This window comes from Brenneria izadpanahii, from assembly GCF_017569925.1.
In the GTDB taxonomy this organism is placed as follows: Bacteria; Pseudomonadota; Gammaproteobacteria; order Enterobacterales; family Enterobacteriaceae; genus Brenneria; species Brenneria izadpanahii.
The window spans coordinates 2,819,475-2,846,444 of record NZ_CP050854.1 but is presented as its reverse complement, the minus strand read 5'-3'; the positions used below and the strand labels follow the sequence as shown (position 1 = coordinate 2,846,444).

The 26,970-nt window shown below is 59.0% G+C and carries 22 protein-coding genes; 13 read left to right on the top strand and 9 right to left on the bottom strand.

Features of this window, described 5'->3' with window-relative positions; all coding sequences use genetic code 11:
* Positions 1-23 precede the first annotated feature (23 nt).
* Genes HC231_RS12805 through HC231_RS12795 form a run of 3 tightly spaced genes read left to right on the top strand, consistent with a single transcriptional unit; the run spans position 24 to position 3,311 of the window.
* On the top strand, positions 24-1,460 hold the full coding sequence (locus tag HC231_RS12805) for a CehA/McbA family metallohydrolase (RefSeq protein WP_208227023.1): 1,437 nt from the start codon (positions 24-26) through the stop codon (positions 1,458-1,460).
* Positions 1,450-2,202, top strand: a complete 753-nt coding sequence (locus tag HC231_RS12800; RefSeq protein WP_208227022.1) for an HAD family hydrolase — start codon at positions 1,450-1,452, stop codon at positions 2,200-2,202. Before HC231_RS12805 ends, HC231_RS12800 begins: the two co-directional genes overlap by 11 nt.
* Entirely contained in the window at positions 2,190-3,311 is a 1,122-nt protein-coding gene (locus tag HC231_RS12795; protein ID WP_208227021.1) for an ABC transporter ATP-binding protein, read from the top strand. The genes HC231_RS12800 and HC231_RS12795 overlap by 13 nt, the downstream gene beginning before the upstream one ends.
* Here the strand turns inward: HC231_RS12795 and ssuE are convergent.
* A complete protein-coding gene (ssuE, locus tag HC231_RS12790) occupies positions 3,300-3,851 on the bottom strand; it encodes an NADPH-dependent FMN reductase (RefSeq protein ID WP_208227020.1) in 552 nt (183 codons plus the stop codon). The two genes, HC231_RS12795 and ssuE, sit on opposite strands and share 12 nt — an antisense overlap.
* A gap of 550 nt (positions 3,852-4,401) precedes the next feature.
* Here ssuE and HC231_RS12785 point away from each other — a divergent pair.
* Together HC231_RS12785 and HC231_RS12780 are read left to right on the top strand one after the other, a co-directional pair.
* Complete coding sequence (locus HC231_RS12785) at positions 4,402-5,574, top strand: MalY/PatB family protein (RefSeq protein WP_208227019.1); 1,173 nt, start codon at positions 4,402-4,404, stop codon at positions 5,572-5,574.
* A gap of 218 nt (positions 5,575-5,792) precedes the next feature.
* Complete coding sequence (locus HC231_RS12780; protein ID WP_208227018.1) at positions 5,793-6,197, top strand: DUF2251 domain-containing protein; 405 nt, start codon at positions 5,793-5,795, stop codon at positions 6,195-6,197.
* Between the two features lie 254 nt (positions 6,198-6,451).
* On the opposite strand, the gene HC231_RS12775 is transcribed toward HC231_RS12780, so the two are convergent.
* The 8 genes from HC231_RS12775 to HC231_RS12740 form a co-directional block, all read right to left on the bottom strand.
* A complete protein-coding gene (locus HC231_RS12775) occupies positions 6,452-7,570 on the bottom strand; it encodes an alkylhydroperoxidase domain protein (protein ID WP_208227017.1) in 1,119 nt (372 codons plus the stop codon).
* Positions 7,567-9,216, bottom strand: a complete 1,650-nt coding sequence (locus HC231_RS12770; protein WP_208227016.1) for a dipeptide ABC transporter ATP-binding protein — start codon at positions 9,214-9,216, stop codon at positions 7,567-7,569. The genes HC231_RS12775 and HC231_RS12770 overlap by 4 nt, the downstream gene beginning before the upstream one ends.
* On the bottom strand, positions 9,213-10,067 hold the full coding sequence (locus HC231_RS12765; RefSeq protein WP_208227015.1) for an ABC transporter permease: 855 nt from the start codon (positions 10,065-10,067) through the stop codon (positions 9,213-9,215). Before HC231_RS12765 ends, HC231_RS12770 begins: the two co-directional genes overlap by 4 nt.
* On the bottom strand, positions 10,064-11,008 hold the full coding sequence (locus HC231_RS12760) for an ABC transporter permease (RefSeq protein ID WP_208227014.1): 945 nt from the start codon (positions 11,006-11,008) through the stop codon (positions 10,064-10,066). The genes HC231_RS12765 and HC231_RS12760 overlap by 4 nt, the downstream gene beginning before the upstream one ends.
* Before the next feature lie 53 nt (positions 11,009-11,061).
* Entirely contained in the window at positions 11,062-12,696 is a 1,635-nt protein-coding gene (locus tag HC231_RS12755) for a TIGR04028 family ABC transporter substrate-binding protein (RefSeq protein WP_208227013.1), read from the bottom strand.
* Between the two features lie 258 nt (positions 12,697-12,954).
* Positions 12,955-14,001: a uroporphyrinogen decarboxylase family protein gene (locus HC231_RS12750; protein WP_208227012.1), complete on the bottom strand. Its 1,047-nt coding sequence runs from the start codon at positions 13,999-14,001 to the stop codon at positions 12,955-12,957.
* Between the two features lie 30 nt (positions 14,002-14,031).
* The gene (locus HC231_RS12745) at positions 14,032-14,727 is read right to left on the bottom strand and encodes an SDR family oxidoreductase (RefSeq protein WP_208227011.1); all 696 of its coding nucleotides are present in this window, start codon (positions 14,725-14,727) and stop codon (positions 14,032-14,034) included.
* A gap of 11 nt (positions 14,728-14,738) precedes the next feature.
* Complete coding sequence (locus HC231_RS12740; protein ID WP_208227010.1) at positions 14,739-16,196, bottom strand: FAD-dependent oxidoreductase; 1,458 nt, start codon at positions 16,194-16,196, stop codon at positions 14,739-14,741.
* A gap of 291 nt (positions 16,197-16,487) precedes the next feature.
* Between HC231_RS12740 and HC231_RS12735 the strand changes: the two genes are divergently transcribed.
* The 8 genes from HC231_RS12735 (at position 16,488) to cobA (ending at position 26,967) form a co-directional block, all read left to right on the top strand.
* Positions 16,488-17,204, top strand: a complete 717-nt coding sequence (locus HC231_RS12735; RefSeq protein WP_208227009.1) for an SDR family oxidoreductase — start codon at positions 16,488-16,490, stop codon at positions 17,202-17,204.
* 114 nt (positions 17,205-17,318) lie between these two features.
* Positions 17,319-18,188, top strand: a complete 870-nt coding sequence (locus HC231_RS12730) for a helix-turn-helix transcriptional regulator (protein WP_208227008.1) — start codon at positions 17,319-17,321, stop codon at positions 18,186-18,188.
* A 180-nt stretch (positions 18,189-18,368) separates the two neighbouring features.
* Positions 18,369-19,673, top strand: coding sequence for a nitrate regulatory protein (locus HC231_RS12725; protein WP_208231327.1), 1,305 nt, complete (start codon positions 18,369-18,371; stop codon positions 19,671-19,673).
* A gap of 380 nt (positions 19,674-20,053) precedes the next feature.
* Positions 20,054-21,313 (top strand): CmpA/NrtA family ABC transporter substrate-binding protein, encoded by a 1,260-nt coding sequence (locus tag HC231_RS12720; RefSeq protein WP_208227007.1) that lies wholly within the window; start codon positions 20,054-20,056, stop codon positions 21,311-21,313.
* Between the two features lie 11 nt (positions 21,314-21,324).
* Positions 21,325-22,245 (top strand): nitrate ABC transporter permease, encoded by a 921-nt coding sequence (gene ntrB, locus HC231_RS12715; protein WP_208231326.1) that lies wholly within the window; start codon positions 21,325-21,327, stop codon positions 22,243-22,245.
* Between the two features lie 10 nt (positions 22,246-22,255).
* Positions 22,256-23,050, top strand: coding sequence for an ABC transporter ATP-binding protein (locus HC231_RS12710; protein ID WP_208231325.1), 795 nt, complete (start codon positions 22,256-22,258; stop codon positions 23,048-23,050).
* A gap of 108 nt (positions 23,051-23,158) precedes the next feature.
* The gene (gene nirB, locus HC231_RS12705; RefSeq protein WP_208227006.1) at positions 23,159-26,068 is read left to right on the top strand and encodes a nitrite reductase large subunit NirB; all 2,910 of its coding nucleotides are present in this window, start codon (positions 23,159-23,161) and stop codon (positions 26,066-26,068) included.
* Positions 26,069-26,133: 65 nt separating this feature from the next.
* Positions 26,134-26,967, top strand: coding sequence for a uroporphyrinogen-III C-methyltransferase (gene cobA, locus HC231_RS12700; RefSeq protein WP_208227005.1), 834 nt, complete (start codon positions 26,134-26,136; stop codon positions 26,965-26,967).
* The last annotated feature ends 3 nt before the right edge of the window (positions 26,968-26,970 follow it).

The window sequence follows — 26,970 nt, the reverse complement described above, 5'->3', positions numbered from 1 at the left end:
CTTGCTTTTCACAGGAATCATCCATGACGACTTTCAGCGGCGAGTTGAGCTTCGGACACAACGCGTTCTCTTTCTCCGTGCCCGCCGACACCGGCAGCATCGCCTTGCAGGGCCATACGGAGAAAAAAGGGCTGATTTATGTTTACCTGTACGATCCGCAGGGACGCATACGCGCCAATATTCTGTTTGAAAAAAGCGAAAAACGGCTGGTCATCAGCCGCGAAAGCGCCTCGCTCGGCGGTTTCAAAGGCGAGATCGCGGCCGGGGAGTGGCGGCTGCATGTTTACCGCATGGAGGGCGAACGGCGAGCGACCGAGGCGCTGCCGTACCATATCCAGATTGAATTCGACGCGCCGCCGCTGGACATCGGCGTGCCGACGGCGCCGTCGCTTGATAGCGATAATCGGATTATTTTCGATTACGACGCCGAAAAAAATCCCGCAACCCGCTGGTATCGCGGCGATCTGCATGCCCACAGCGTGCTGTCGGACGGCCACAACGCCATTGACGCCGTGGTGGATATCGTCGCAAGGCAACAGCTGGATTTCTTCTTTCTGACCGAACACAACAGCTGCCATCCCGATCTGCCGCTGATGGAGAACACGCTGATCCTGCCGGGCATTGAAATCACCACCGATTTGGGACACTTCAACGTGCACGGGCCGGCGCGCGGCCTTGATATGAACGGCCTCGCATACTCAAGCGAAGCGCTGATCGCGCGGGGATTGGCGATGGTCGGAGACGGACTCGGCGCCATCAGCATCAACCATCCGATGATGAAGCCGTGGCACTGGCTGTACCGCGATATGCCGCTCAGCCGGGTGAACACGCTGGAAGTGTGTTGCGATCCTACCTGGTCCACCTCGCCGCAGGCCGCCGATGACGCCTTGCGGGTGCTCAGCGCCATGTGGAACGCCGGTCGCCGAATTGCCGCCGTCGGCGGCAGCGATTCCCATCTGACGCCCAGCGAGCGTAACCCCAACGCCACCGAACCTTCGATTTACGGCGATCCCTCCACCTTCGTTTATGCGCAGGGGCTGAGCGGAAACGGCATTCTGCGCGGGTTGCGCCGGGGCAACGTCTATATTGAGCGCGGTTGTGGGCTGGATTTCGCCATCAACGATGGAGCCGTGCTGCCCGGCGAAGACGTCGGCGGCGGCATGGTCGATTACCGGCTGGCGGTGACGGATACGGCGCGCCGTTATATCGCCGAATGTATCGTCGACGGCGAATGTGTCGCCAGCTATCCGTTGGAACGGCAGCCGGTGCGTTTCTCGCTGGATCTTGGCCGCCGCGCCTGGGCGAGAATCGATATCCGCCGGGTGGGCGATGACGGCCGACGCAATGAGTTCGAAGCGCTGATCAATCCGGTTTATAACGGCCGGTCCGCCCTATTCGAGCGGCCCAAAGCGCAAACCTGGGGCGAACTGCTGGAGATGATGAATCGCCATGAGATTTAAAGGATTGCTTTTCGATAAAGACGGCACTCTGCTGGAGTTTCATTCCATGTGGCTGCTGATTGCCCGCGCGGTGGCGGCGCGTTTGCTGCAAGCGCACCCGAACGTTACCGTCAGCGCGCAATCGCTGCTGACGGCCATCGGCGCATCGGGCGATCGTATCGCCAACCATGGTCTGCTGGCGACGCATCCGGCGGAAGATATCGCCAAAGCGTGGTATCGGCTGATGGCTATCTCCGGCGATTTGGCGCTATTTACCCGTCAGGTGAAAGGGTTGTTTAACTCGCAGGTGGAAGAAAATCCGCTGTTGATCCGCGCGTTGCCGGGAGTGAAAGAGACGTTGGCCGGGTTAAAGGAGCAGGGTTTCAAACTCGGCGTGGCGACGGCGGACAGCAAAGACGCCACAATATTCAGCCTTGAGAAGGCGGGGATCTACCATTTGTTCGACTATATCGGCTATTCCGACGGCGATATCGCGCCCAAACCCGCGCCCGTTCTGCTCCACCGGTTCTGCGCCCGCTGCGATCTCAACGCCGGCGATATCGTCATCTTCGGCGATACCGTTTCCGATATGTTGTTCGGCCGCAACGCCGGCGCCAAACGCGTAGGGGTGCTGACCGGCGCCGCCAGCCGGGAGGATCTGGAGCCTTATGCGGATATGATCCTGTCATCGGTGGCGGACTTTAATGCCTTCCGGTTACGGCAGTTAGATTATGACGAGGGGAAACGGGTATGGCTGGAGTAGCGCTGCGAGGAGTAGAGAAAGTCTACCCCAACGGCTACAAGGCGGTGCATGGCATCGATCTTACCATCGCCGAAGGGGAGTTCATGGTGTTCGTCGGCCCGTCCGGCTGCGCCAAATCGACCATTTTGCGCATGATTGCCGGACTCGAAGAGATCAGCGAAGGCGAGATCGCCATCGGCGGCAGAACGGTAAATCATCTGGCGCCCAAAGATCGCGGCATCGCCATGGTATTTCAGAACTACGCCCTCTATCCTCATATGTCGGCATACGAAAATATGGCGTTCGGCCTAAAGCAGCAAAAATTGCCGAAGGCGGAAATCGAGCGGCGCATTCAGGAAGCGGCGCGCACGCTGGAGATCGACCATCTGTTGCCCAACAAGCCGGGAGAGATGTCGGGCGGCCAGCGGCAGCGGGTCGCGCTGGGGCGCGCCATGGTGCGCAAGCCGGAGGTTTTTTTGTTTGACGAGCCGCTCTCCAATCTGGATGCCAGACTGCGGGTCTCCACCCGCGTCAGCATTGCCCAGTTGCACAACGCTCTGAAACTTGAAGGGCAGAACGCCACCATGATCTACGTCACCCACGACCAGGTGGAGGCGATGACGCTGGGCGATCGCATCTGCGTGCTCAATCAGGGGCGGGTGATGCAGGTGGACACGCCGATGAACCTGTACCAATATCCCGCCAACCGCTTTGTCGCCGGATTTATCGGCTCGCCGGCGATGAACGTCAGCAAGGCCAGGCTGGTAGGCGATGGCGCCGATGTCGGCGTTCGGCTCGCTGATGGCGTCGAACTGAAACTGCCGGCGGAAAAGGCGCGCCGTGCGGCGGAGCATCTCGGCCGGGAGGTCTGGTTCGGGCTGCGGCCGGAACACGTGACGGTGGCGTCCCCGACGGAGACGGATAACGTGATAGCCGCGCGGATTAGCGTGGTCGAGGCGATGGGAAATGAACTGTTCGCCTACTTTGAGTTAAACAGCGTCAGAATGATCGCCCGCATCCCTTTCGCGCCGTGTAAGGCCGTCGGTCATGGCGATAATTTGCGGCTGCGCTTCGATATGACGCATTGTCACCTGTTTGATATCGAGAGCGAGCAATCGTTATTCTGCTAGCGCGCCGGCGTTGCTCTGGCGCTCCAGCGCGCGGGCAAAGTCCCCGAGCGAAGTCGCCAGATGCTCTTCAAGCGATGCGCTGAATACCGGCGTGTGATCGTAGTGGGTTATCTGACTCTCCTCTGCGAAAACGCCGCAGAGTATCTCCTTCGCTTTTAATGCGTTAAGCACGGGTTTCAGCGCATAATCCAGCGCCAGCATATGGCGGGAAGAGCCGCCGCAGGCCACCGGCAAAATCACTTTATTGGCAAACGCGCGCTCCGGCAGCAGGTCGAGCAGGGTTTTCAACGCGCCGGAAAAGGAGGCTTTATAAACGGGCGTACTGATGATCACCCCATCGGCACCGGCCAACTGGTCGATGAAAACCTTCAGACCGGGGCTATCAAATTGGGCATAAAGCAAATCTTCCGGATTAAAATTAAATAAATTCCAGGGAAGAACGTTAATTCTTTTTTGCTCAAGCCAGCGTTGGGCAAAGATAAGAAGCGCGGTGGAGCGGGATGGAAAACGCGGACTACCGGCCAGGGTAATAACGTTCATTTTGTCTCCTGCAACTCGAATTATTCAGGGTATAGGCCAGCGAAAGAGATCGGCCAATTAGCGGTATTGAGTCAATTAATGCGATTCACCGATAATTAATAACTCTAGTACCTGGCGAATAGTAGCAGAAATATGATTTATGGCTGTCGATATTTGAAATCTGCAAATGGCGGATAATTTAAACGTTTTTTTATCCTCCGAGATTGTAAGTTTATTTTGTTCTCTGTAAATGATTGAATGGGAATATAATTAAAAGTTAAAAATCTCGCGGTATGAAACAGAAATATATAATGGCATGCTTATTAGAAATGCATATTTATTATAATGGCGAGAAATAATGATATCGCGCCGGGCGGCGCACCCGCGGCTTGAAGCATGGCGGAGTTAAATGGAATATTAAGTGAGTTTAAGTTATATACTGAATATTCCGGAGCTATGCTAGCCTGAATATTTCCTTATTGAAACTAAGCTCATTCATTCAATGCGCCGGCGCAAAGGCCGGATGTACATACCCATGCTGTTGGGCTTGGAGACTGAAAGGGGAAACATCGTGCATTATGACTTTGATCGCATTATTGACCGGCATAACAGAAATTCCACCAAATGGCTCGCGGCGGCGAATCAGGTCAATGCGGCCGGAGAGCCGGTAATTCCGCTGTGGATTGCCGATATGGATTTCAAATCGCCGCCGGCGGTGTCGCAAGCGCTGTATGATGTGATCGAACACGGCGTTTTTGGCTATACCGAATATTCCGGACTGGTTATCGAACCGCTGCGGAACTGGCTGGCGTCAAGGCACGGTTGGCAAATTCAAACGGAGTGGGCGCTGCCCGTCAACTTGGTGGAAACCGCTATGGATGCGGTTATTCAAACGTTGAGCGAACCGCAAGACGATATCCTGATCCTCTCGCCGGGATTCGGCGCTTTTGCCCGCGTTATCGACCAGACCGGACGCAATGCCATTGACGTGATATTGGATAAAGACGATAGCGGTTATACGCTGGATATATCTCAGCTTGAGCGCAGGATTACCGGCAAAACCCGTCTCATGATTTTGTGTAATCCGCACAATCCCATCGGTAAAGTCTGGCGGGCGGATGAACTGCGGGAAATCGGCCTCTTCTGTCAGCGGCATAATTTGCTGCTGCTGTCGGATGACGTCCATCATGATCTGATCATCGGTGATGTGCCCTATACGCCGCTGGCCAGTCTTAGCGAGCAGTTCGCGGATTTCACCGTAACCTTCACCTCGCCTGGAAAGACCTTCAATATTGAAGGCATCCAAATCGCCAACCTGATTATCCGCAATCCGGCGATCAGAGAAAAAATCAGCGCCGTTTTTCGGCGACTCTGCATACATAAACCCAACGTCTTTGCGCTTTACGCCGCGGATGCGGCTTACCGCCACGGAGCGGATTGGCTGGATGCGCTGATCGGTTATCTAAAGAATAATTATGCGCTGTTACGGGAAGGGATCGAACGGATTCCCACTATCGATTTGGTCGAAACGCAAGGCAGCCATCTTGCCTGGCTGGATTTTGGAAAAACCGGGCTATCTCAGCAGGCGCTGGAGCGGCGGTTGCTTAATGATGCGGGATTATTGCTTGAGAGCGGCCTTCACTTCGGGACGTCCGGAGCCGGTTTCATGCGTTTGAATTTTGCCCTGCCGCGCACGCGGCTGATTGAAGTCATCGGCCGTTTGCAGCGCAATTTTAGCGGATAAGCTACCGGGTTAAAGCAAGCTATTTCGTCTTCTTATTTTGCAACAACGCCTCCGCAGCTTGCCTACGGCTGCATCGGACTTCAATAGACTCAGATATGTCAAATGAAGACGTAATTACCAGTAAGTCATGACAATCAAAAGGTTACATATCAATGTTACTTACATTAATACCTACAATATGGGAAAATATTCAGGTATGAATTTTAAGGAGATTCAAAATGACAATACTGGTTACGGCTCAGGCCCAACTCATTGTAGGCGAACCGCAAGTGATAGAAAGTCCGGCGCCAGAGGGGGCGTTTGCTGCGGTATTTGAAGATGATGGAGAAACCGGGTATTTCTATGCCCTCGATGGGGCGGTTGATGGTAACCCCATTCAGGATGCTCTGCATATTTATAATGCAGAAGACATTTCAGACGGCAACATTCCGTCTGACGTAAAGATTGGCTGGTCGGAAGACGGCAAGAAATGTGTGCTTTTGATTAATGGCTATCCGCACGGCGTGTTTAACTTCGTAACTAAAAATGGATACTGCCGGAGCGGTTTTCCGCCCTCAATCAATCAGGAGTGGTCTATTTCGGGGCACGATTGGAATGATGCGGTTGATGATTTCTTCAGATGATTCATGAATCGGTTATTGCTTAACGCCACATTGGTTAGCGCACCGAGGCGCTTCAAATGACCGTTTTTGGCGCTGGCCGTGTAAAAACCTGAACCAAAAACTGAATTCCTGGCACTGGCATCTACGCAAAATCTGCAGTAGATCGGCTGGTCAAAGAGGCGAATATTACATACAAAGGGTGGGGGGCTGACGGCACGTCAACCCCAAACCCAGTTATGGGTATCCCTCAGCCCGCCGAGGGATACGCTTCTTCCTTAATGTGCGGGCCAGAACGGCTCGCCCAACGTCAGCATCAGCCGGTTGGCCCAGGCAAAGAAGGCCGCGGATTGCACCAGATCCAAAATTTCCAGCGTATTCAGCCCATGTTCGCGCAGGCGCGCCAGATCGTGCGCATTCACTTGCGCCGGCGTGGAGGAAAGGCGGGCGGCGAAGGCGATAATCGCCTGCCAGCGCGGATTTTGTTCCTGGGCGAGATCCGCGCCGGGCGGCGCGTCCAACAGCCGTTGCACCGCATCGTTTTGCTTGGAAAGCTGGCTGGCTTTGCGCGCATGAACCGAGGCGCAGAAAATACAGCCGTTGACCTTGCTGGCGACCGCCGCCGCCAGCTCGCGTTCCGCGCGCGGCAGACCGCCCGAAGTGTAAAAAATCCCTTTGTCCGTCAGCGTTCGCTGTTCCAGCACCGGCAGATCGCGTCCCAACAGGCGAAAATAGTCCGAGTCGCTATGGCCGAACCGCGCGAGAAGGGCTTGCTCATCGGCGTTAAATTCGTTTAGCGCTTTAGGGGCGATCCAGGGTTCCCAGCCGAGATCGGCCTGAGTAAACGCCTGCGGCGCGCGCTGGCCGCTCAGCGTGCGTTCGTGCGTATGCCAGCGTCCGGCCGTGGCGTTCCGCGGCGGCGGATTATCGACCTCGTGTCCCGCCAACAGCCGGTAGCCGCGCAACAAGCGGCTCTGAAAGCTGACGAATGCGGTTGTCTGTGACAACGTAACTATATCATCCTCCGTCCATCCGGCTGCGAGCAGCGCCTGCAAATCGGCTGGGGAGCCGCCGACCGGGTCGAGCGTCAGGCGTTCGGCGTGTTGCAACGCCGCGTCGATCGCTGGCGTTTGCGGCGGCGCGGGGAAGTCTTTCCGGCGCTGGGCGTAAAAGCGTTGCAGCCGGCCGTCCTGATGCCAGGCGCTGATGTTTTCCGCCAGCCATAGCCGTAACGACAGCGGCAGCGCGCTGTTTCCATCGTCGGCGGAAAACAGCGCCCGATAGCTGCCTTCGGTATGCCGGGCCGCCGCATCGCGCGTATGGCGCGCCTGCGCCAGTTCGCTGTCCGGGGCAATCTCGGCCAGTGTATTCAGAATGTCATGCTCATGCCGGGTCATACGGTCTCCTGTAACGTAAATGCTGATGACGGCAAAGGGCCGGGAATGGCCTCGATCAGTTCTCGCGTATAGCGATGGGTTGAATGGGTGAAGATGTGTTCTACCGGTCCGGACTCCACCTGTTTCCCGTGGTGCAGCACGGTCACGGTATCGGCGATTTGGCGAACAACGGCCAGATCGTGCGAAATGAAGATGTAGGTCAATCCCAGCGAGCGCTGAAGCTCCTCCAGCAGACGCAGGATCTGCGCCTGAACGGTCACATCCAGCGCCGATACGGCTTCGTCCAGCACCAACACTTGCGGCTCCAGCACCAGCGCGCGCGCGATGGCGACGCGTTGACGCTGCCCGCCGGAGAGTTCATGCGGCTTTCTGGCCAGCAGCGTGTGCGGCAGCGCGACGCGTTCAAAGATATCGTGCACCTTGTCGCGGCGCTGCGTCCGGCTATAGCGATTAAAATTGCGTAATGGCTCTTCCACGATATCGAACAGCCGCTGCGAGGGATCGAGCGAACTGAACGGATTCTGGTACACCAACTGGATTTTTTGCCGGAACTGGCGCAGCGTTTCGCCTTTCAGCCGGGTGATATCCGTATTGTCGATCAGAATGCGCCCCGAAGTCGGACGATGGAAGCCGAGCAGGCTGCGCGCGGTAGTGGTTTTTCCGGAGCCTGATTCACCCACGATGGCGTGCGTGGTGCCGCGTTCGACCGTGAACGAAATATCGTCAACGGCGCGGAAAGACGCCGCTTGCCGTCCTCCCAGCCGGTATTCCTGTATCAGATTTTCCACCTTGACCGCCACGTCTCCGGTGGCGAGCCGGAGCGGGCGCGGCGACGGATTTAGCGACGGCACGTCGGCCAGCAGCGCCTGGGCGTATTGGCTGCGCGGCGCATTCAGCACTTCACGCGTCGGGCCTTGTTCCTGAATGTAACCCTTTTGAAATACCAACAGGCGATCGGCGCGTTCCGCCGCTACGCCCAAATCATGCGTGACGAACAGCACCGCCGTGCCGCTTTCCCGCCGCAGTTCGTCCAACAGGTCGAGCACGCGTTTTTGTACCGTAACGTCCAATGCGCTGGTTGGCTCGTCGGCGATAATCAGCGCGGGTTTCAGCGCCACGGCAATGGCGATGAGCACCCGCTGTTTCATGCCGCCCGACAGCTCATGCGGATACTGCCTTACCCGCAGCTCCGGCTGCGTCAGCCCCACACGGGCCAGGAGAGACAGCGTCTTTTCCCGAATGGCGCGTTTAGAGGCGCTCAGGTGCAGACGCAGAATTTCATCCACCTGTTCGCCGATGGTTTTAACCGGATTAAGCGAACTGGTCGGATCCTGGGGGATCAAACTGATGCGGGCGCCGCGGATGGCGTCCATCCGTTTTTGCGGCCAGCGGCTGATATCGGTGCCGTTAAGCCGGATTGCGCCGCGTATCAGGCGTCCGTTTTCGGCGAGAAGGCCGATCACTGCTTGCGCCGTGGTGGTCTTCCCTGAGCCCGACTCGCCGACCAACGCGACGACTTCACCGGGGTTGATGGAGAAAGATACGCCTTCCACCACCGTCCGTTCCACGCCTCGCGCCCGGTAGCTGATGGCGACATCCTCCAGATCCAGCACCGGCGGCGCGGCGTTGTCTTGATGCCGACTCATGGCTGTTCCCTCCGCAGAGACTGGCTAATACGGTTGGCGGACAGTACCACCAACACCACGACCAGGCCGGGGAAGGTGGTTAACCACCAGGCGGTCGAGAGATAATTGCGTCCCTCGGCAATCAGCAGCCCCCATTCCGGGGTGGGCGGCGGCGCGCCATAACCGAGAAAACTTAAGGTGGAGATCGCCAGAATGGCGTTGCCGAACTGTAAGGCGGCAAAGGCGAACACCGTGTTCAGCGTGTTGGGCAAAATATGACGCCATAACACGCTAAAGAATGAGCCGCCGCTGCCGTAGGCCGCTTCGACATAGTCGCTGTGCTTTACCTGTAGAGCCTCGGCGCGGATTAGCCGGGTGAAGCTGGCGATGGAGGTAATCCCGACGGCGATGGCGGCGTTGACCGTACCGAATCCCAGCAGAATGATGACGCTCAACGCCAACAGCAGTCCGGGGATGGAGAGCAGAATATCGATGAAACGCATCACCACGCTATCCAGCCAGCCGCCCAGCGCGCCGGCCAGCAGACCGAGCAGGCTGCCCAGCGCCAGCCCCAGCCCGACGGCGATCGCCGCGCCGGACAAAGAGTGTACCGAGCCGTACACGATGCGCGTATAGAGATCGCGCCCCAGTTGGTCGGTGCCCAGTATATAGCCGCCGCCCGGCGGCAGGCGCTGCGCCCCCGCGATGCCGTCTATCGGACTATAGGAGGTAAACCAATGCGGGAAGATCGCCCACAAAATTACGATGAACAAAACCAGCCAGGCGGCGATCAATCCCGGCTGCAGGCGATGATGGAAGAGCGCGGCGTGTTTTTGCCGTAAGCTGATTTTTCCCTGATGAACCATGGTCATGATGCGACTCCTGTGGTGTTTTTCAGCCGGGGATCGAGCAGGGGATACAGCAGGTCGATAATCAGATTGATGGCGACGAATGCCGCCGCTGAAATCACCACCACCGCCTGTAAAACGCTGCTGTCCTGGGTATTGACCGCCTCCCGCGTCAGTTGCCCCAGACCGCTACGCCCGAATACCGTTTCCGTGACCAGCGCGCCGGCGATCAGCTCGCCCAGCAATAGACCCGCCACGGTAATCGTCGGCAGCAGAGCGTTGCGAATGACGTGACGCCACAACACGCCGAGACGGCTGGCGCCTTTGGCGCGGGCAACGGCGACAAAGGGCTGCGTTTGCACCTGGTCGATGCTGCGCATCAGAATTTGCGCCAGCGGCGCGGAGATCGGCAAAGCCAGGGTGAGCGTCGGCAGAATCAGTCCTTCCCATTCGCCGGGATTGATCACCGGAATCAGTCCTAACTGGAAAGAAAAGATCTGAATCAATACGATGCCGAGCCAAAACGTGGGAACGGAGATAAACAGCGACGGCAGCGATTGCAGCGCCGCCCGCAGGCTGCTGAACGGGCTGAGAAAAGAGAGCCCCGCCAGCAGGAACGCCAAGATGATTGATGTGGCTAATCCTAATGACGCCAGCAGCAGCGTCGGCGGCACGTTTTCCGCCAGTAATTCCGTTACCGGAACGCCGGACTGAAGAGAAATGCCGAGATTACCGTGCAGCAGGTTGGCGAACGCGTGAAAATATTGCGTCAGCACCGGCGTATCGGAGCCGTAGGCCAAGCGCAGTTGGGCGATTTGGTCGGCGCTGAGACCCAATTCCGGGTTTTGGAATTTGATCAGTACCGCGTCGCCCGGCAATGCCTGCAACAGAATGAAGGACAGCGTAAAGGCGGCCCACAATACAATCAGCGCCTGCCCCAAACGCATCGTCAGATATCTGCTCATGATCGTTCCTCTTTCGCTACTCTCCTTGCCGGCGCGGGGCAAGGAGGGCGCGATTACTTATCTAACCAGGTGTTGTAGAAGCTGGGCCGGCCGACGGCTTCAAAATCGATGCCCTTGGTAGTGGGCGCGGCGGCATAGACCTGCGGTTCTTCAAAGATGGGGATCACATAAGCCTGATCGATGAGGTAGCGCTGCACATCGCCTACCAGCGCCAGGCGTTTTTCGTGGTTCGTTTCGGAGGCGATATCGTCCAGCAGGGCGTTAAGGCGGGTATCTTCAAAGTTTTTCACCTTATCGCTGGTGCCGCCTTTTTGCAGCAGGACGTTGCGGATGGTCGGGTAAAACTGGCTTTTCAGCACGTCCGGATCGGCGCGTCCCACCATTGAGGGATAAAGCGCGGTTTTTAGCGGATCGAGGTTATCCACGGTTTTACTGCCCGCATCACCGGCCAGAATATTCAGCTTCACCCCGATTTTCGCCCACTGCTGCGCCACCAGTTGCAGCGTTTCTTTGTTCTGCGGCTGCGGCGGCGATTCATACGCGGTCAGTATTAGCGCCTGCCCGTCTTTTTGCCGCACGCCCTGCGGCCCGGTTTTCCAGCCGGCGTCATCCAGCAGACGGGAGGATTTTTCCGCATCGAAGGTCAGCTTGTCGGACAGATCGACATAGCCCGCCGCCGTTTTCGCTAAGGGAGAGGTGGCTTGCGGATAGTTGGCCGAGAACAGCGTCTGGACGATCTCTTTGGCGTTGGTGGCGTGCAGCAGCGCCTGGCGGACGCGCAAATCGGCGACCAGCGGATTATCCGGACGGAAGGAGAGGCTGTTGTTGACGCCGCGCGTGGCGGACGCGTAGACAGAAAAGCCCTGATCCTGAACGCGTTTTTCATCGTAAGCCTGGATTTGGCGGATCGCGTCGGCCTGGCCCGAAAGCAACGCGCCGATGCGCACGCCGTCTTCCGGGGTCACCAATATGTTGACGCCGTCCAGGTAGGGGCGTCCCTGATGGCTAAAACTCGGCGGCGCCCAGTCATAGTCTTTGCGCGCGGTCAGCTTGACTTCGCGGCCCGGCCGATCGCTTTCCACGACGAACGGGCCGGAGCCGATAATATTGCGTCCGTTGCCGAGCTGGTTGAAGTTGCGCTCCAGCGTGCCGAGCGAGACCAGACCGGAACCGATGGCGGATGTGCCTTGCAGGAAGCCGGGGGACGGTTTGTTAAAGTAAAATTTTACCGTCAGCGGATCGATGACTTCACTTTTCAGGTAATTGTTGATGACTTCCGATACCGGCAGGTTCAGCGCTTTATTGCCCAGCCCGTAGGTATCGAAGTTTTTCGCCACCGCATTGGCGTCCAGCGGCGTACCGTCGGAGAAGGTGACGCCGGGGCGGATCTTAAAGGTGTATTCGGTATTGTCGTCGTTGATGGTCCAGGATTCTGCAATCCACGGTTCTATTTGCAGCGTATCCGGATTTTGCCACGTCAGCTTGTCGGTGATCTGATTCAGTATCCCCCCGTTGGGATAGAAACCGCCGGCGGGCGGATAGAGGTTGGTGTGGGCCTGCTGTTCAAGATAAACCAATGTGCCGCCCGTTTTAGGCGTTTGATCTGCGGCAAGCGCTGCGCCGCTGAGTCCTAGTAATGCCAGTGAAACCAGTGTGCGGATCTTCTGCCCGGAATAGGGAATCAACATCGTATTTTCCTGTAGTTATCATTTGCGAATCATGCAGTCGGCTGATGCGACATCGCGATATGGACGGCTAGCCGTCCGGTATCTACAGGTGATATTTTCACAGGAAAATGTAAACAGCAAAGAACAATAATGATATTGATTATGCGAAATTTTGTTAGAAAACATCGCGCCAGCGTCTCATGACGCAATCACGCCGGCGCGAGTTTGCGTTTGACGGCAACGTAGTGGCGTATAAATGCGTTCTCCTCACGCTGGCGCTCACATCCCGTCCCCCTCGTCACGGCTGATTTCGGCGAGCAGCGTGAACAGACGCGCGTCGGCGTCGAGCGGCAGGGCGCAGCCGGGAGCGAAAATAAAACCGCGATCGCCGCTTTCCTCTCTGAGCTGCATCAGCCGCTGGCGCAAGCGCGCCTTGACAGCCGGCCGACGCCCGCCGTCGTAATGAAAATCCCGGTTTTGATCGATGCCGGCGATCAGAATCTTATCGGTCATGGCGCGCACGCGCGCGACGCCGACACGTTGTGACGGTGTAACTGATTGTGGAGCATTTTCCCAGTTGAACGCCTGAACCTGGTAGTCGATACAGGGTTCGAACAACAGCTGGCTTTCGCCGTGGAGATGCAGAATGTTAAACCAGGTTTTGCCTTTTATATGGTTGAGCAGCGCTTCATCATAAGGGCGGCAGAATGTCTGGTACTCCGCCGCGGACAGCAGATCGCCGCGCGCATACTGGGTGGCGAGAAAGATGCCGTCGATACCCGCCTGCAACAGCGCGTCAAGGAAGTTTAGGTTGGTTTGCAGCAGAGCGTCCAACCCTTGACGCAGCGCCGAAGGATGGTTGCGGATAAACGCCAGCGTCGGGCCTGGTTGGGTGGATTGCGTCATCTCCTGTATCCAGGTCAGCGGAGTGAACAAGGTCGCCAGCAGAGGGACGCTGCCCTGATAGTGCCGGGCCAGGCCGCGGATAATTCCGATCTCCCGCGCCAGCACCGGGTTATCCGCCGTCAGCGCCGGCAGATTCGGCAGATCGGCGGCGCTGGCTATCGGGTAGCGGCGGAATACGCCGGACCACTGCGCGGGATCGCGGGAAAAAACGATGTCCGCGCCATAGGCTTCGGCCATATAGTGGCCGTTCGACATCACCTTGATGAAATCCCAGCAGTTTTCATCGGTCAGGCGGATCGTTTCCTGAATAAACGCCGCGGGATCGCGATCGACGTGCGGCAAATGCAGCCAGCCGGATATGGCGGGCTGCGCCAGACTTTCTCCCGCCAGCAGGGCTTTTATACGTGAAGTCGCGGTCATTTCAGGCTCCTTTGCCGCATGGATGATCGTTTAGCGTTGGGCCGGGTCGTGGCGGGGGCGCACCACGACTTCGGTGATTTGCGAATCTTCATCGGTGTCGATAACCAGGCGCACCGCTTTGGCGATCGAGTGCGGCGAACTGCGCGCCAGCGGATCGTCCTCTTCCCCTGGGCGGTTCATCGGCGTGTCCGTCGGTCCGGGATAAACGGTCGCGACCCTTACGCCATGTTCCCGCTCTTCATTGCGCAGCGCTTCCGCCAGGGCGCGCAGGGCGAATTTGCTGGCGGAGTAGACGGTATGTCCCGCCAGCGGCCGCGTTCCGGAGCCGGAGTTGATAAAGACGATGCTTCCCCGGCTGGCGCGTAACGCGGGCAGGGTCAGGCGCGTCAGTTCCGCAGGGGCGAACAGATTGATATCGAACTGATGACGCCAGATCTCCGGCGTGGCCGCCGCGACGGAAAACGGCTGTGAGACGGCGGCGGAATGCACCAGCACATCCAGCCGGGCGAGGGCGGCGGCCCAGGCGGCGAGCGCCTCGCCGTCGCGTAAATCCAGACTGACCGGAATAACGTTTGGGTGTCCGGCCAGCGGCGTCGCGTCGGCGCGGCGGCGGCCGATGACATAAACCTGATGGTCGCGAGCCAAATCGTGCGCCACGGCCAGTCCGATGCCGCTGGTGCCGCCGGTGACCAGCGCGACGGGACGGCGGTTTTTTTCCTCAGGCATCGATTCCTCCATCAACGCTGGCGCCAGGCATAAGGCGTGGCTGGCCGCCACTCATCGCCCAGCAGTTCGGGTTCGTCATAATCAAGGATGGCCTGGTAATGGTATTCGCTGTCTTCGACGTACAGCTGTCCGGCGATCGCCTGCGCCAGCGTGCGGGCGCCGTGACTGATGCCGGGAATAAGCCCTACCACGTGTCCGTTGCTGAGATGGGCCGGATAGCTGAAGCAGTGCAGCCGCGACAGCGCCGGCGGGGCGTCGGCGTGTTTAGGCTGCAACGCGAAATCCGCGCCCAAATAAGGGTAACGGGCCAACTGCGCGTTCTGCTGATCGGCCGGCGGCCGCCAGGCATCCTCCCAGGTTTTTACCTGACCGGCCAGCGAGCGGAACTCTGGGCGAGCGTTCCAATCCAGCTGATAGCCCGTAGCCAGGATCAAAAAATCCGCCGGGATTTCGCCCTGCGGGGTATGGACGACGATGCCGCCGCCTTGCGGCTCTACGCGTTGCACCGGCGCATTAAAGTTGAACCAGGCGTTTTTATGACGCGATACCCGCAGCGTGCTGCCATGCGGCGGCGGGATCTGCTCGCTGGCGATATGGTGCGCCAGACGCCATTTCCATGCATCGGGCAAGGCGGGATATCCGGATTCGAAACCGGGGTTGCCCGCGCCTTTCGAGCGGTTGACGCGCGGAAAATCGGGGCGGCGGATCAATATCTCCACGCCCGCGGCGCCCGCTTCCAGCGCGGTGGCTGAAACATCCATCGCCGTCGCGCTGCCGCCCACGACCGCCACCCGGCGCCCGGCCAGCGCGGCGAAATCGATGGATTCCTCTGAATGCGCCCAGTAGCGTTTGGGTAATTCAGCGACAAAATCAGGGATCGACGGCCCGCCAAACGCATCCATGCCGGTGGCGAGAATGACCTTGCGCGCGGCGATGGCGCTGAACTGCCCGCGATGCTGAAATGTCAGCTCAACCAGGCGGCCGTTGCGAAGATTCAGATCGGTCAGCGTATGGTCGTTGCGGACGTCCAACGCCAGAACCCGACGATACCAGCGCAGATAGTCCGCCCATTGCAGGCGCGGGATCTTGTCCAGTTCGTTCCAGGCCTGCAGGCCGAACTGCGCCTCATACCAGGCGCGAAAGGTCAGAGAAGGCAGATCCAGCGCGGGACCGGTCAAATGCTTGGGGGAACGGAGCGTTTCCATGCGCGCGCTGGTCGCCCACGGCCCTTCGTCGTCTTTTGGCGCTTTATCGTACAATACGGCATCGATGCCTTGCAGGCGCAGGGCAAACGCGGCGGCCAGCCCCGCCATTCCGGCGCCGATAATGACGACATCGTTTACCGGCGCGCCCGCGTGCTCGGTCACCGGCAACCAGCGCTTCGCCGGCTGGGCCAGCCATTCAAGATCCTGTTTTACGCGGGCTTCAAGCGCGGGGAGTCCGATGGCGTCCTCATGGGGTTGTGACATGCTATTTCTTTTCCTGTTGCAGTGAATTCAATCTCCTGTTTATTGAGTAATAACATTGCGTTGCCGGGCAGGCTAATAACAATTTTCGCTAGGCTATTGTGTTCTTGGCATAAACCGACGCCGCAAGGGCAATCGTCGGGTTAGGGGGCGATGGCCCGGTTTTCGCGCATTTCTCCGCCTGCTGGCGGCGCATCCTGTTACTGCCAATACCGGTATAAAATCAGACCTGTTTGGGCGGGTTGTTACGTGGAAATATGCATCAGACAACCATTTGGAGAGGAGATACCCAACATGTCTGAACAGCATATTGTTATCGTCGGCGGTTCTTCCGGCATTGGTCTTGCCGCGGCCAAACGTTTCGCCGGAGCCGGTTTTCAGGTGACCATCGGCGGGCGCAACGCCTCACGGTTGGCGCAGGCCGCCGTTTGGCTCGATAATAAGGCGAAGACCTGCGTACTGGACGCCGCCGATCCCGCCGCGGTAAAAGAAACTTTCGCGAAGATTGGGGCGTTCGACCACCTAGTGTTGGCGTTCGGCAGCACAAGCGGGGGCGGGGCGTTTGATTCTGTCGATATGAATGACGTTCGCGCCGGTTTCGAGGAAAAGGTGTTCCCGCACTTTTCCACCGCGCAGGCGGCGCTTCCGTTTCTTGCCCAACGCGGCTCCATCACTTTCATTGCTGCGGTAACCGCGCATGCGGCCATGCCCGGCACCGCCGGCATCGGCGCCGCGAATGCCGCGGTCGCCGCGCTGGTGCCGATTCTGGCCGCCGAACTCAAGCCCCGGCGCGTGAACGGCGTATCTCCCGGCGTGATTGATACGCCGTGGTGGAATTTCCTGAGCGATGAACAGAAAGCCCCGATATTCGCCGAGTATGCGGCTAAAACGCCGGTCGGCCGCGTCGGGAGCGCCGATGATATCGCCGATGCCGTCTATTTTCTGGTCGGCAACGCATTTATGTCGGGGGAGGTGGTTATCTGCGACGGCGGCTTGCGACTGGGGAGTTAACGATATATAAGACGGCGTCGCTTATGCGCGCCATGCCTGCGGTTTGACCGTTTCACCGTCGACAGCGCCGATTTTATTCTATGATCGGTAGGTATGGGCGCAGAGGGGCACAGGATGAAGAGTTCGGCGCGTGAAAATGCCAGACGGCATGAGTTCGGTTCTTTCCTTAAGTCCCGGAGGGAGAGACTTCGTCCCGCGGATGTCGGGTTGCCCGACGGCGCGCGGCGGCGCACGCCCGGTTTGCGGCGCGACGAAGTCGCCTTGCTCGCGGGCATCGGCATCACATGGTATACGTGGCTGGAGCAAGGGCGGGACGTTCGTCCGTCTTACGAAGTTTTGTCGTCAATTGCCGCAACCCTAAAGTTGGATGAGGCCGAGCGCCGCTATCTTTTTGATTTGGCGGGGCAGCCGCTGCGGAAGGTTTACCGGCCGAAGCCGCAACCGCCCGGCGAGGCCATGCTGCGCATGCTCCAGCGGGCCGTCAATCAACCGGCTTATATTCTGGGCCCCCGTTGGGACGTGGTGGCATGGAATCATGCCGCCAGCGCGCTTTTCGGCGACTATTCCAAGCTGCATGGCGATGAGCGGAACATCATGTACATGATGTTTAATAATCCGGCGCACCGCCGCCTGTTGACCGATTGGCGGGATCTGGCTCCCACGGTGGTCGGCATGTTTCGGGCGGAAAATGCGCCTTTGACCGGCGATGCGGATTATGACAGGTTGGTTGCGACGCTGCTGCGCGAAAGTCAGGACTTTCGCTATTGGTGGCAACGACACGATGTCATACGCTATACCTCGATCAATAAACGAATAAACCATCCGGAGGTCGGGGCGATGGTATTCGAATACAATAGCTTCAGTTCCGACGACGGGCGAAACATGAAGCTGGTGGTTTATACCCCGCTCGAAGAGAACAATACCGTCGAAAAAATGCAGCGTCTTATTGGCGGCTGGGAGCGGCTAGCCGGCAATAACGGCTGAGGGCGAGCGTTAAGGCCGCATATCCGCGGGCGGAAGGGATCTTCCTTTAAGGCATTTCGATCGTTAAACGTTCGGCTTTGGCGCCGCAAACGCCGTTCAGCCTGGCCTTCAAATCAATACTAATGGTTGCTGGCGTATTAATTGCATCTCTTCGCCAGTGATTTTTCGGGAGTAATAATGATGGTGGCGGACCCTTCAACAACGATCCGTTTCTTGCTTGCTTCGCGCCAGTGCGAGTTGAATAGCCTGCGCTATTTGCTGCAAAGCGGCGAGCTGGTGGGAAAGATCAGTCAACTGGTGCATATGCTGCAACGCGAGCGCGGCACCTCCAACCTGTTTCTTTGCTCTGACGGCCGCCTGTTCATGGATGAATTGGCGCTGCGCGAGCGGGAAGTGGCGCAGGCGCAGGAACCGCTGATGGCGCATCTGGATAAACTGGAGGCCATGACGGCCGATTTGCCGCAGGCCAGCCGTCTGTTCAGCCGCGTCGCCAGCGTGGTCTATGCGCTGAGCCTATTGCCGTCGCTGCGCCAGGATATTCGCCGGCGCATATTGCCGCTGCCGCAGGCCATGACCTTTTTCAATGACATTATCCGTAACCTGCTCTCGCTGGTGTTCGAAGTCTCCGACACGGCGGCGGAGCCGGTGATCTCGCGCGCGTTGATCGCTATGTTCAGCTTTATGCAGGGCAAGGAGTTCGCCGGACAAGAACGGGCGATTGGCGCGGCGGCCTTCGCCTCCGGCGTTTTCGATGAAGATACGCAGCAAAAGTTGCTGGACCTGATCGAACGGCAGGAGCGGTGTTTCGCCACCTTTGCTGATTTCGCCGATGAGCGAAACCGGCAACTCTGGCTACAAATGACGACGGATAGCGAATTTGAGCGTCTGCGCCGCATTGCCTGCACCCGCGGCGCGGCGGAAAAACGCGAGGATGAGGGCAGCCTGCGCTGGTTTGCCATTTCCACGCAGCGTATCGATGCCATGAAACAGCTGGAAGATCGCCTGGAGCAGACGCTGATGCAGCTTTGCCGCGATCGTATCGCCGCGGCCGAGCAGGCGAACAGCGAGCAAATGGCGGATATAGAAAGCCTGATGTCTCCCAGGGAAAACGACGATCCGGGCTATTCGGTGTTTATTGCGAGCCATGACATGGCGAGACGCGAACCGGACGGGGAGCACGCGTCGCATGGCTGGCTGAATAGCGATGGCGTCCGGCCGCAGCTTGGGCGTTCGTTGCTCTCGTTGGTACAACGGCAGTCGCGGCGTTTACAGGCGTTGGATCATGAGCTGGCGACGTTGCGCGATACCCTGAATGAAAGAAAATATATCGACCGGGCCAAAAGCCTGCTGATGCAGCACCGCGATCTCAGCGAGGAAGAGGCGTACAAAACTCTGCGCAAGATGGCGATGAATCAAAATAAAAAATTGATTGAAATCGCTACGGCGATGCTGGCGGTGGCCGACGTTTTTCAAGATACCCCGTAAAAACCATATGCACACAAAAGGTGCGTGATTCGATCAGCGATGGTGCAAAAGGCCGGCTTATCCTACCATCACCCCCTCCCGGTCTCCTGCTTGCCAGCGGGAGGGGTGGCCGGGGTCGGAACCCGCATCACACGGCTAAAGGCCGTTGGTGGTCGGCGCATGAAGTCTTCGCGATTTTCATCTGAAGTGTGATTCCTGGCACATATCTTGCCTTAAAATTGGCAGTAACAACTAAACATCATTAACGCGTTTCAAGCCAACGGCGGTTTGTTTCGCGTTAACCGGATAACGGCGTCCATAAGCGTGCATCTTTTGCATAGGCTTATGGGCGCCGTTTTTTTTTACCGCCAGAAACAGCAATCTGATGAAAGGTGTCGTGAATGAGTGATTCCAAAAGCAAGGGCATGACGGTTTCCCGTCGTCAGTTTTTACTGGGCGGCGCGGCGTTGGGCGGCGGTTTTATGCTGCCGGGGTTGATGAGCAGCGCCTGGGCCGCAGGCTCTGACGCGCCGGAGAAAAAGGAAATCCGCGTTGGTTTCATTCCCCTGACGGACTGCGCATCGGTGGTGATGGCCGCAATAAAAGGCTTCGACAAGAAATACGGAATCACCATTATCCCCAGCAAGGAAGCCAGTTGGGCGGCGGTGCGCGACAAGCTGGTATCCGGCGAGCTGGACGCCGCGCATATCCTGTACGGCCAGCTATATGGCTTGCAAATGGGATTATCCGGACCGCAGAGCGAGATGGCCGCACTCATGACGCTCAACCAGAACGGTCAGGGGATCACGCTGGCCAACCAGCTACGCGACGCCGGCGTAACCGATCTGGCCGCGCTGCAAAAATATGTCGCCGCCAGCCCGGCGGGCACCTACACCTTTGCCCAGACTTTCCCCACCGGCACCCATGCCATGTGGCTCTACTACTGGCTGGCTTCCGCGGGCATTCATCCGCTGAACGATGTGCGCACGGTGGTGGTGCCTCCGCCGCAGATGGTGATGAACATGAAGATCGGCAACATGGTCGGCTATTGCGCCGGCGAACCGTGGAACCAGCGCGCCATCAGCGACAAGCTCGGCTTTAGCGCCGCCGCGTCGCAGGATATCTGGCCCGATCACCCGGAAAAAGTGCTCGGCACGCGCGCCGACTGGGTCAACGCCAACCCGAACAGCGCCCGCGCCCTCACCGCCGCAATACTGGAGGCGTCGCGCTGGATTGATGCCTCCGATGAAAATCGCCGTGAAACCGCCGGCGTGGTGGCGGGCCGCGCCTACATCAATACCAAGGAAGAGACCATCGTCGGCCGGATGCTGGGCCAGTATGAAAACGGGCTGGGAAAAAGCTGGAAGGACGAACACGCCATGCGCTTCTACCACGACGGATCGGTGAACTACCCCTATCTGTCCGACGGCATGTGGTTTCTGACCCAGCATAAACGCTGGGGAATGCTGGCGGAAGATCCGGATTATCTGGCTGTCGCCAGGCAGGTCAACCGGATTGATATCTATAAACAAGCCGCGGCGGCGGTCGGCAATGTACCGCTGCCGGACAGCGATATGCGCAGCAGCGTGCTGATGGATGGCCAACGCTGGGACGGCAGCGATCCGGCCGGTTACGCCAACGGTTTTAGCGTGAAGAAATAAGTGAGGCAATGATGAAAAACCAGGCTCAGGTTATTCCAATCGCGCCGGAGAAACCTCCCGGCGCCGTACACAGCGCGGAGATTACGCCCTTGCCGGCTAGATCGGCGGCGGAAAAAGCGGCGGTCTCTTCAGCCCCAACGGCGCGCCGGTATCGTCCTCTATTGCGTCAAGCGGCCCAACGCGTTTTCCCCGCCCTGTTGGGCGCGGGTCTGTTGCTCTGTATCTGGCAGGCCGCGGCGCTGAACAGTGAAAACTTTCCGACGCCCTGGGCGACCTGGCTGGCGGCGTTGGATATCTTCGCCGAGCCGTTTTACATCGCCGGGCCGAACGATCAGGGCATCGGCTGGAACGTGGTGGCCTCGTTGCAGCGCGTGGGCATCGGTTTTGGGCTGGCGGCGCTGGTGGGCATTCCCGCCGGGTTCCTGATCGGCCGCTTCAGCTTCGTGGCCAATATGCTGAATCCGATTATCTCCCTGCTGCGTCCGGTGAGTCCGCTGGCGTGGCTGCCCATCGGCCTGCTGTTGTTTCAGCGCGCCGAACCGGCTTCCAGTTGGACCATTTTTATCTGCTCCATTTGGCCGATGATCCTCAATACGGCCGAGGGCGTAAGACATATTCCGCAGGATTATCTGAACGTGGCGCGGGTGCTTAAGCTGTCCGAATTCACCGTAATGCGCAAGATTCTGCTGCCTGCGGTATTGCCGAATGTATTGACCGGCGTGCGGTTATCCATCGGCATCGCCTGGCTGGTGATTGTGGCGGCGGAAATGCTGACCGGCGGCATCGGCATCGGTTTCTGGATTTGGAATGAATGGAACAACCTGAATGTGGAAAACATCATTATCGCCATCGTGGTGATTGGGGTGATCGGCCTGCTGCTGGAGCAAGGGCTGATGTTGATCGCCAAACGTTTCAACTATGACAACCGCTAAGGAGCCGACGATGCGAGCCAATCCGATTATTCAGGTACAGCAGGTCAGCCAGCGTTTCAACACTGCCAGCGGCGAGTTTCTGGCGCTGGATCAGGTGAGCTTCGATATCTACGTCGGGGAAACCATCAGCCTGATCGGCCATTCCGGCTGCGGCAAATCCACCTTGCTTAATTTGATCGCCGGTCTGACCCTGCCGAGCGGCGGCGGCCTGCTGTGCGACAACCGGGAAATCGACGGCCCCGGACCGGAGCGCGGCGTGGTGTTTCAGAACCACTCGCTGCTGCCGTGGCTGACGACGTATGAAAATGTGGCGCTGGCGGTGCGTCAGGTGTTTCGCGGCCAGATGAGCAAAACCGAGATGCATGAGTGGATCACTCACAATCTGGAACTGGTGAATATGGGGCACGCGGCGAATAAACGCCCGAATGAGATCTCCGGCGGGATGAAACAGCGGGTGGGAATCGCCCGCGCGCTGGCGATAAAGCCCAAGGTGCTGCTGATGGATGAGCCGTTCGGGGCGTTGGATGCGTTGACCCGCGCCCATTTGCAGGATGCGGTGATGGAAATTCAGCAGCGGCTGCAAACCACCATCGTACTGATCACCCACGATGTGGATGAAGCGGTGCTGCTGTCGGATCGGGTGCTGATGATGACCAACGGTCCGGCGGCGACGGTAGGGGAGATTATGGCGGTTGAATTGGAACGCCCGCGCTCGCGCGTCGCGCTGGCGGACGATCCCCGCTACCACCAGTACCGGCAGCAGGTTCTGCATTTCCTGTATGAGAAACAATCGAAGGCCGCCTGACGAGAAGGGATAACAATGATTGGCGCTGGCATGGCGCAAGCGCCGCGCCGCCGCGCTTCGGTTTTTTTCTGATTTTGATGATAGCCCGTAGCAGTAAGGATTTACTTAATGAACAAACCCGTTTTGCTGGTTATCGGCCATGGCATGGTCGGCCACTATTTTCTTGAGCAACTGGTCGAACGCGATCTGCATCAGCGTTACCGCATCGTGGCGTTTGGCGAAGAGAGCCGGGAGGCATACGATCGCGTCCATCTCTCTGAATATTTTTCCGGCCGCACGGCGGAATCCCTGTCGCTGGTTAAAGAGGGATTTTTTGCCGCCAGCGGCATTGAACTGCGCAGCGCCAGCCAAATCACCGCCATCGATCGCGAACATCAATGCGTCTGCGATGCGCAGGGCAACAAAACCGCCTATGACCAACTGATTTTGGCGACCGGCTCCTATGCGTTCGTGCCGCCGATTCCAGGCAATACGCGTCCGGGCTGTTTGGTTTACCGCACGCTGGACGATCTGGACGCCATTGCCGAACAGGCGAAAAAAGCGAAAACCGGCGTGGTGATAGGCGGCGGCTTGCTCGGTCTGGAAGCGGCCAACGCGCTGCGCCAACTGGGGCTGGATACGCACGTCGTCGAGTTCGCGCCGCGCCTGATGGCGGTACAGCTGGATGAGGGCGGCGCGGCGATGCTGCGGCGCAAGATAGAAGCGCTGGGCGTGCAGGTGCACACCAGCAAAGAAACCCGTGAAATCGTCGACGGAGAACAGGCGCTGCATCGGCTGTGCTTTGCCGACGGCAGCGTACTGGAAACCGATCTGGTGCTGTTCTCCGCCGGTATCCGTCCGCGGGATAATCTGGCGGACGGCTGCGGCCTGGAGAGAGGGCCGCGCGGCGGCATCGTGATTGACGACCGCTGCCGGACGTCGGACGAGGCCATTTTCGCCATTGGCGAATGTGCGCTGTGGAACGGACAAATTTTCGGGCTGGTGGCGCCCGGCTACCAGATGGCGCGCAGCGTGGCGGATACGCTGGCGCAGCGCGATACGCCGTTTACCGGCGCGGATATGAGCACCAAGCTGAAACTGCTGGGGGTGGAAGTGGCCTCCATCGGCGATGCGCACGGCCGCACCGCCGGCAGCCAAAGCTATCAGTGGACGGACGGTCCGAACGAAGTTTATAAAAAAATCGTGGTTTCCGCGGATGGCAAACATCTGCTGGGGGCCGTGCTGATCGGCGACAGCGGGGACTACAGCACGCTGCTGCAAATGAAGCTCAACGACATGCCGCTGCCGGCGCATCCGGAAAGCCTTATTTTGCCGGCCCGCTCCGGCGATGCGCCGAAAGGGCTGGGAGTGGCGGCGCTGCCCGCCGGCGCGCAGATTTGCTCCTGTCATAACGTCAGTAAAGGCGATATTTCGGCGGCGGTGGCCGCCGGCTGCGCCGATCTGGGCGCGATCAAATCCTGCACCAAAGCGGGCACCGGCTGCGGCGGCTGCGTTCCCTTGCTCAAACAGGTGATGGAATACGAGCTGACGCAGCTGGGCGTTGAGGTGAAAAAGGATATCTGCGAGCACTTCGCCTGGTCGCGCCAGGAGCTGTACCACCTGATCCGCGTGCATCAAATTCGTTCCTTCGATGAGCTGCTCGAACATTACGGACACGGGCTGGGCTGCGAGATCTGTAAACCGCTGGTAGGCTCCATGCTGGCGTCCTGCTGGAATGATTACCTGCTGAAACCGCAGCATCTGCCGTTGCAGGACACCAACGATCGCTTTTTCGCCAATATCCAGAAGGACGGCACCTACTCGGTGGTGCCGCGCGTACCGGCGGGCGAAATCACCCCGGCGGGCCTGATCGCCATCGGGCAGGTTGCGCAGCGCTACAACCTGTATACCAAGATCACCGGCGGCCAGCGCGTGGATCTGTTCGGCGCGCGGCTGGAGCAACTGCCCGCCATCTGGCGCGAGCTGATCGACGCCGGTTTTGAAACCGGCCACGCCTACGGCAAATCGCTGCGCACGGTGAAATCCTGCGTCGGTTCCACCTGGTGCCGCTACGGCGTACAGGACTCCACCGCGCTGGCGATTGAGCTGGAGCAGCGTTACAAGGGCTTGCGCTCGCCGCATAAAATCAAAATGGCGGTGTCCGGCTGTACCCGCGAATGCGCGGAAGCGCAGGGAAAAGATATCGGCGTCATCGCCACCGATAAGGGCTGGAATCTGTACGTGTGCGGCAATGGCGGCATGAAGCCGCGCCATGCGGATCTGTTCGCCAGCGATCTGGATAGCGAAACCCTGATCCGCACCATCGATCGCCTGCTGATGTTCTATATCCGCACCGCCGAACGTCTCCAGCGCACCAGCACCTGGCTGGACAATCTGGAAGGCGGCATTGCGTACCTGCGGCAGGTGATTCTGCAAGACAGTCTGCATATCGGCGAAGAGCTGGATAAAGAGATGCGGCGCGTGGTGGATAGCTACCAGTGCGAATGGAAAACCACGCTGGAAAGCCCGGAGCGTCTGGCGCTGTTCCGCGCGTTTCTCAACAGCGACAGCCCGGATGAAGCGGTGGTGATGGTGCCGACGCGCGGGCAGATCCGGCCGGCGCGGGAGGATGAAAAGCCGCCGATCCAGACGGCGTCCGCGCCGGAAGGCGACTGGATTCATATCGGCGCATTGCGGGATATTCCCGCCAATGTCGGCATGGCCGCGCGCCTCGGCCAGCAGCAGATCGCGCTGTTCCATCTTCCCGCCAGCGAGCAACGGGTTTATGCGTTGGAAAACCACGAACCGGGCAGCGGAGCGAACGTCCTGTCCCGCGGGCTGTTGGGCGACGTATCCGGCGAACCGGTGGTGATCTCTCCGTTATACAAAAAGCGTTTCAGGCTGCGCGATGGCGTCAGTCCGGATAATGCCGAGCAGCGCGTACGCGCCTGGCCGGTAAAAGTTGTGGAAGGGCAGGTCTGGGTGAGTCGTCAGCCGATGCGGCAGCCGGCATCCACGGCTATCGCGCACGCCTCATAAGCTGAACGCGTTTATGACGCCGCGGCGGATGAAATGAAAAAACAGCGGATTGATAAGGTAGGAAAATGGTGACGACGCAATCGATACTGGCTCAGGGCCAGCAACGCCAGCCGGTGCTGGGCGGCGAAATCTGGCTGGTGGGGGCGGGGCCGGGCGACGCCGAACTACTGACGTTGAAAGCGCTGCGCGCCATTCAGCAGGCGGATGTGGTGGTGTTCGACCGGCTGGTTTCGGCGGAGATTATGGATCTGGTGCCGCCGCAGGTTTTGCGCATCGATGTGGGTAAAACGCGCGGCTGCCATCGTCTTTCGCAGGAAAAAATCAATCAACTGCTGGTGGAGCTGGCGCAGGCCGGACAGCGCGTAATTCGTCTTAAAGGGGGCGACCCTTTTATTTTCGGCCGCGGCGGCGAAGAGATGGATTATGCCCAGTCGGCGGGCATCGCGTGCCATGTGGTGCCCGGCATCACCGCGGCGACCGGCTGTGCGGCGGCGGTGGGCCTGCCGCTGACGCACCGGGACTGCGCGCAGTCGGTGCGTTTCGTCACCGGGCATTCGCGCGATGGCGAACCCCAGTTGGACTGGCCGACGCTCGCCGACGGGCAGCAAACGTTGGTGTTCTATATGGGGTTGAGCCACAGCAGCCGGTTATGCCAGCGCCTGATTGAACACGGGCTGGCGGCGCGGACGCCGGCGGCGATCATCGAGCGCGGCACCCAGCGGGATCAGCGTCTGTTGACCGCCACCCTGGCGACGCTGCCGGCGCTGTTGGCGCGTTATCAGCCGCAGTCGCCCAGCCTGCTGATCGTCGGCGATGTGGTGCGCTTCTGCCGCCATCCGGCGCTGAGCATCGCGGAGTCGGCTGCGCCGCTGACGGTGAAAAAACATCAAGCCGCCTGACGC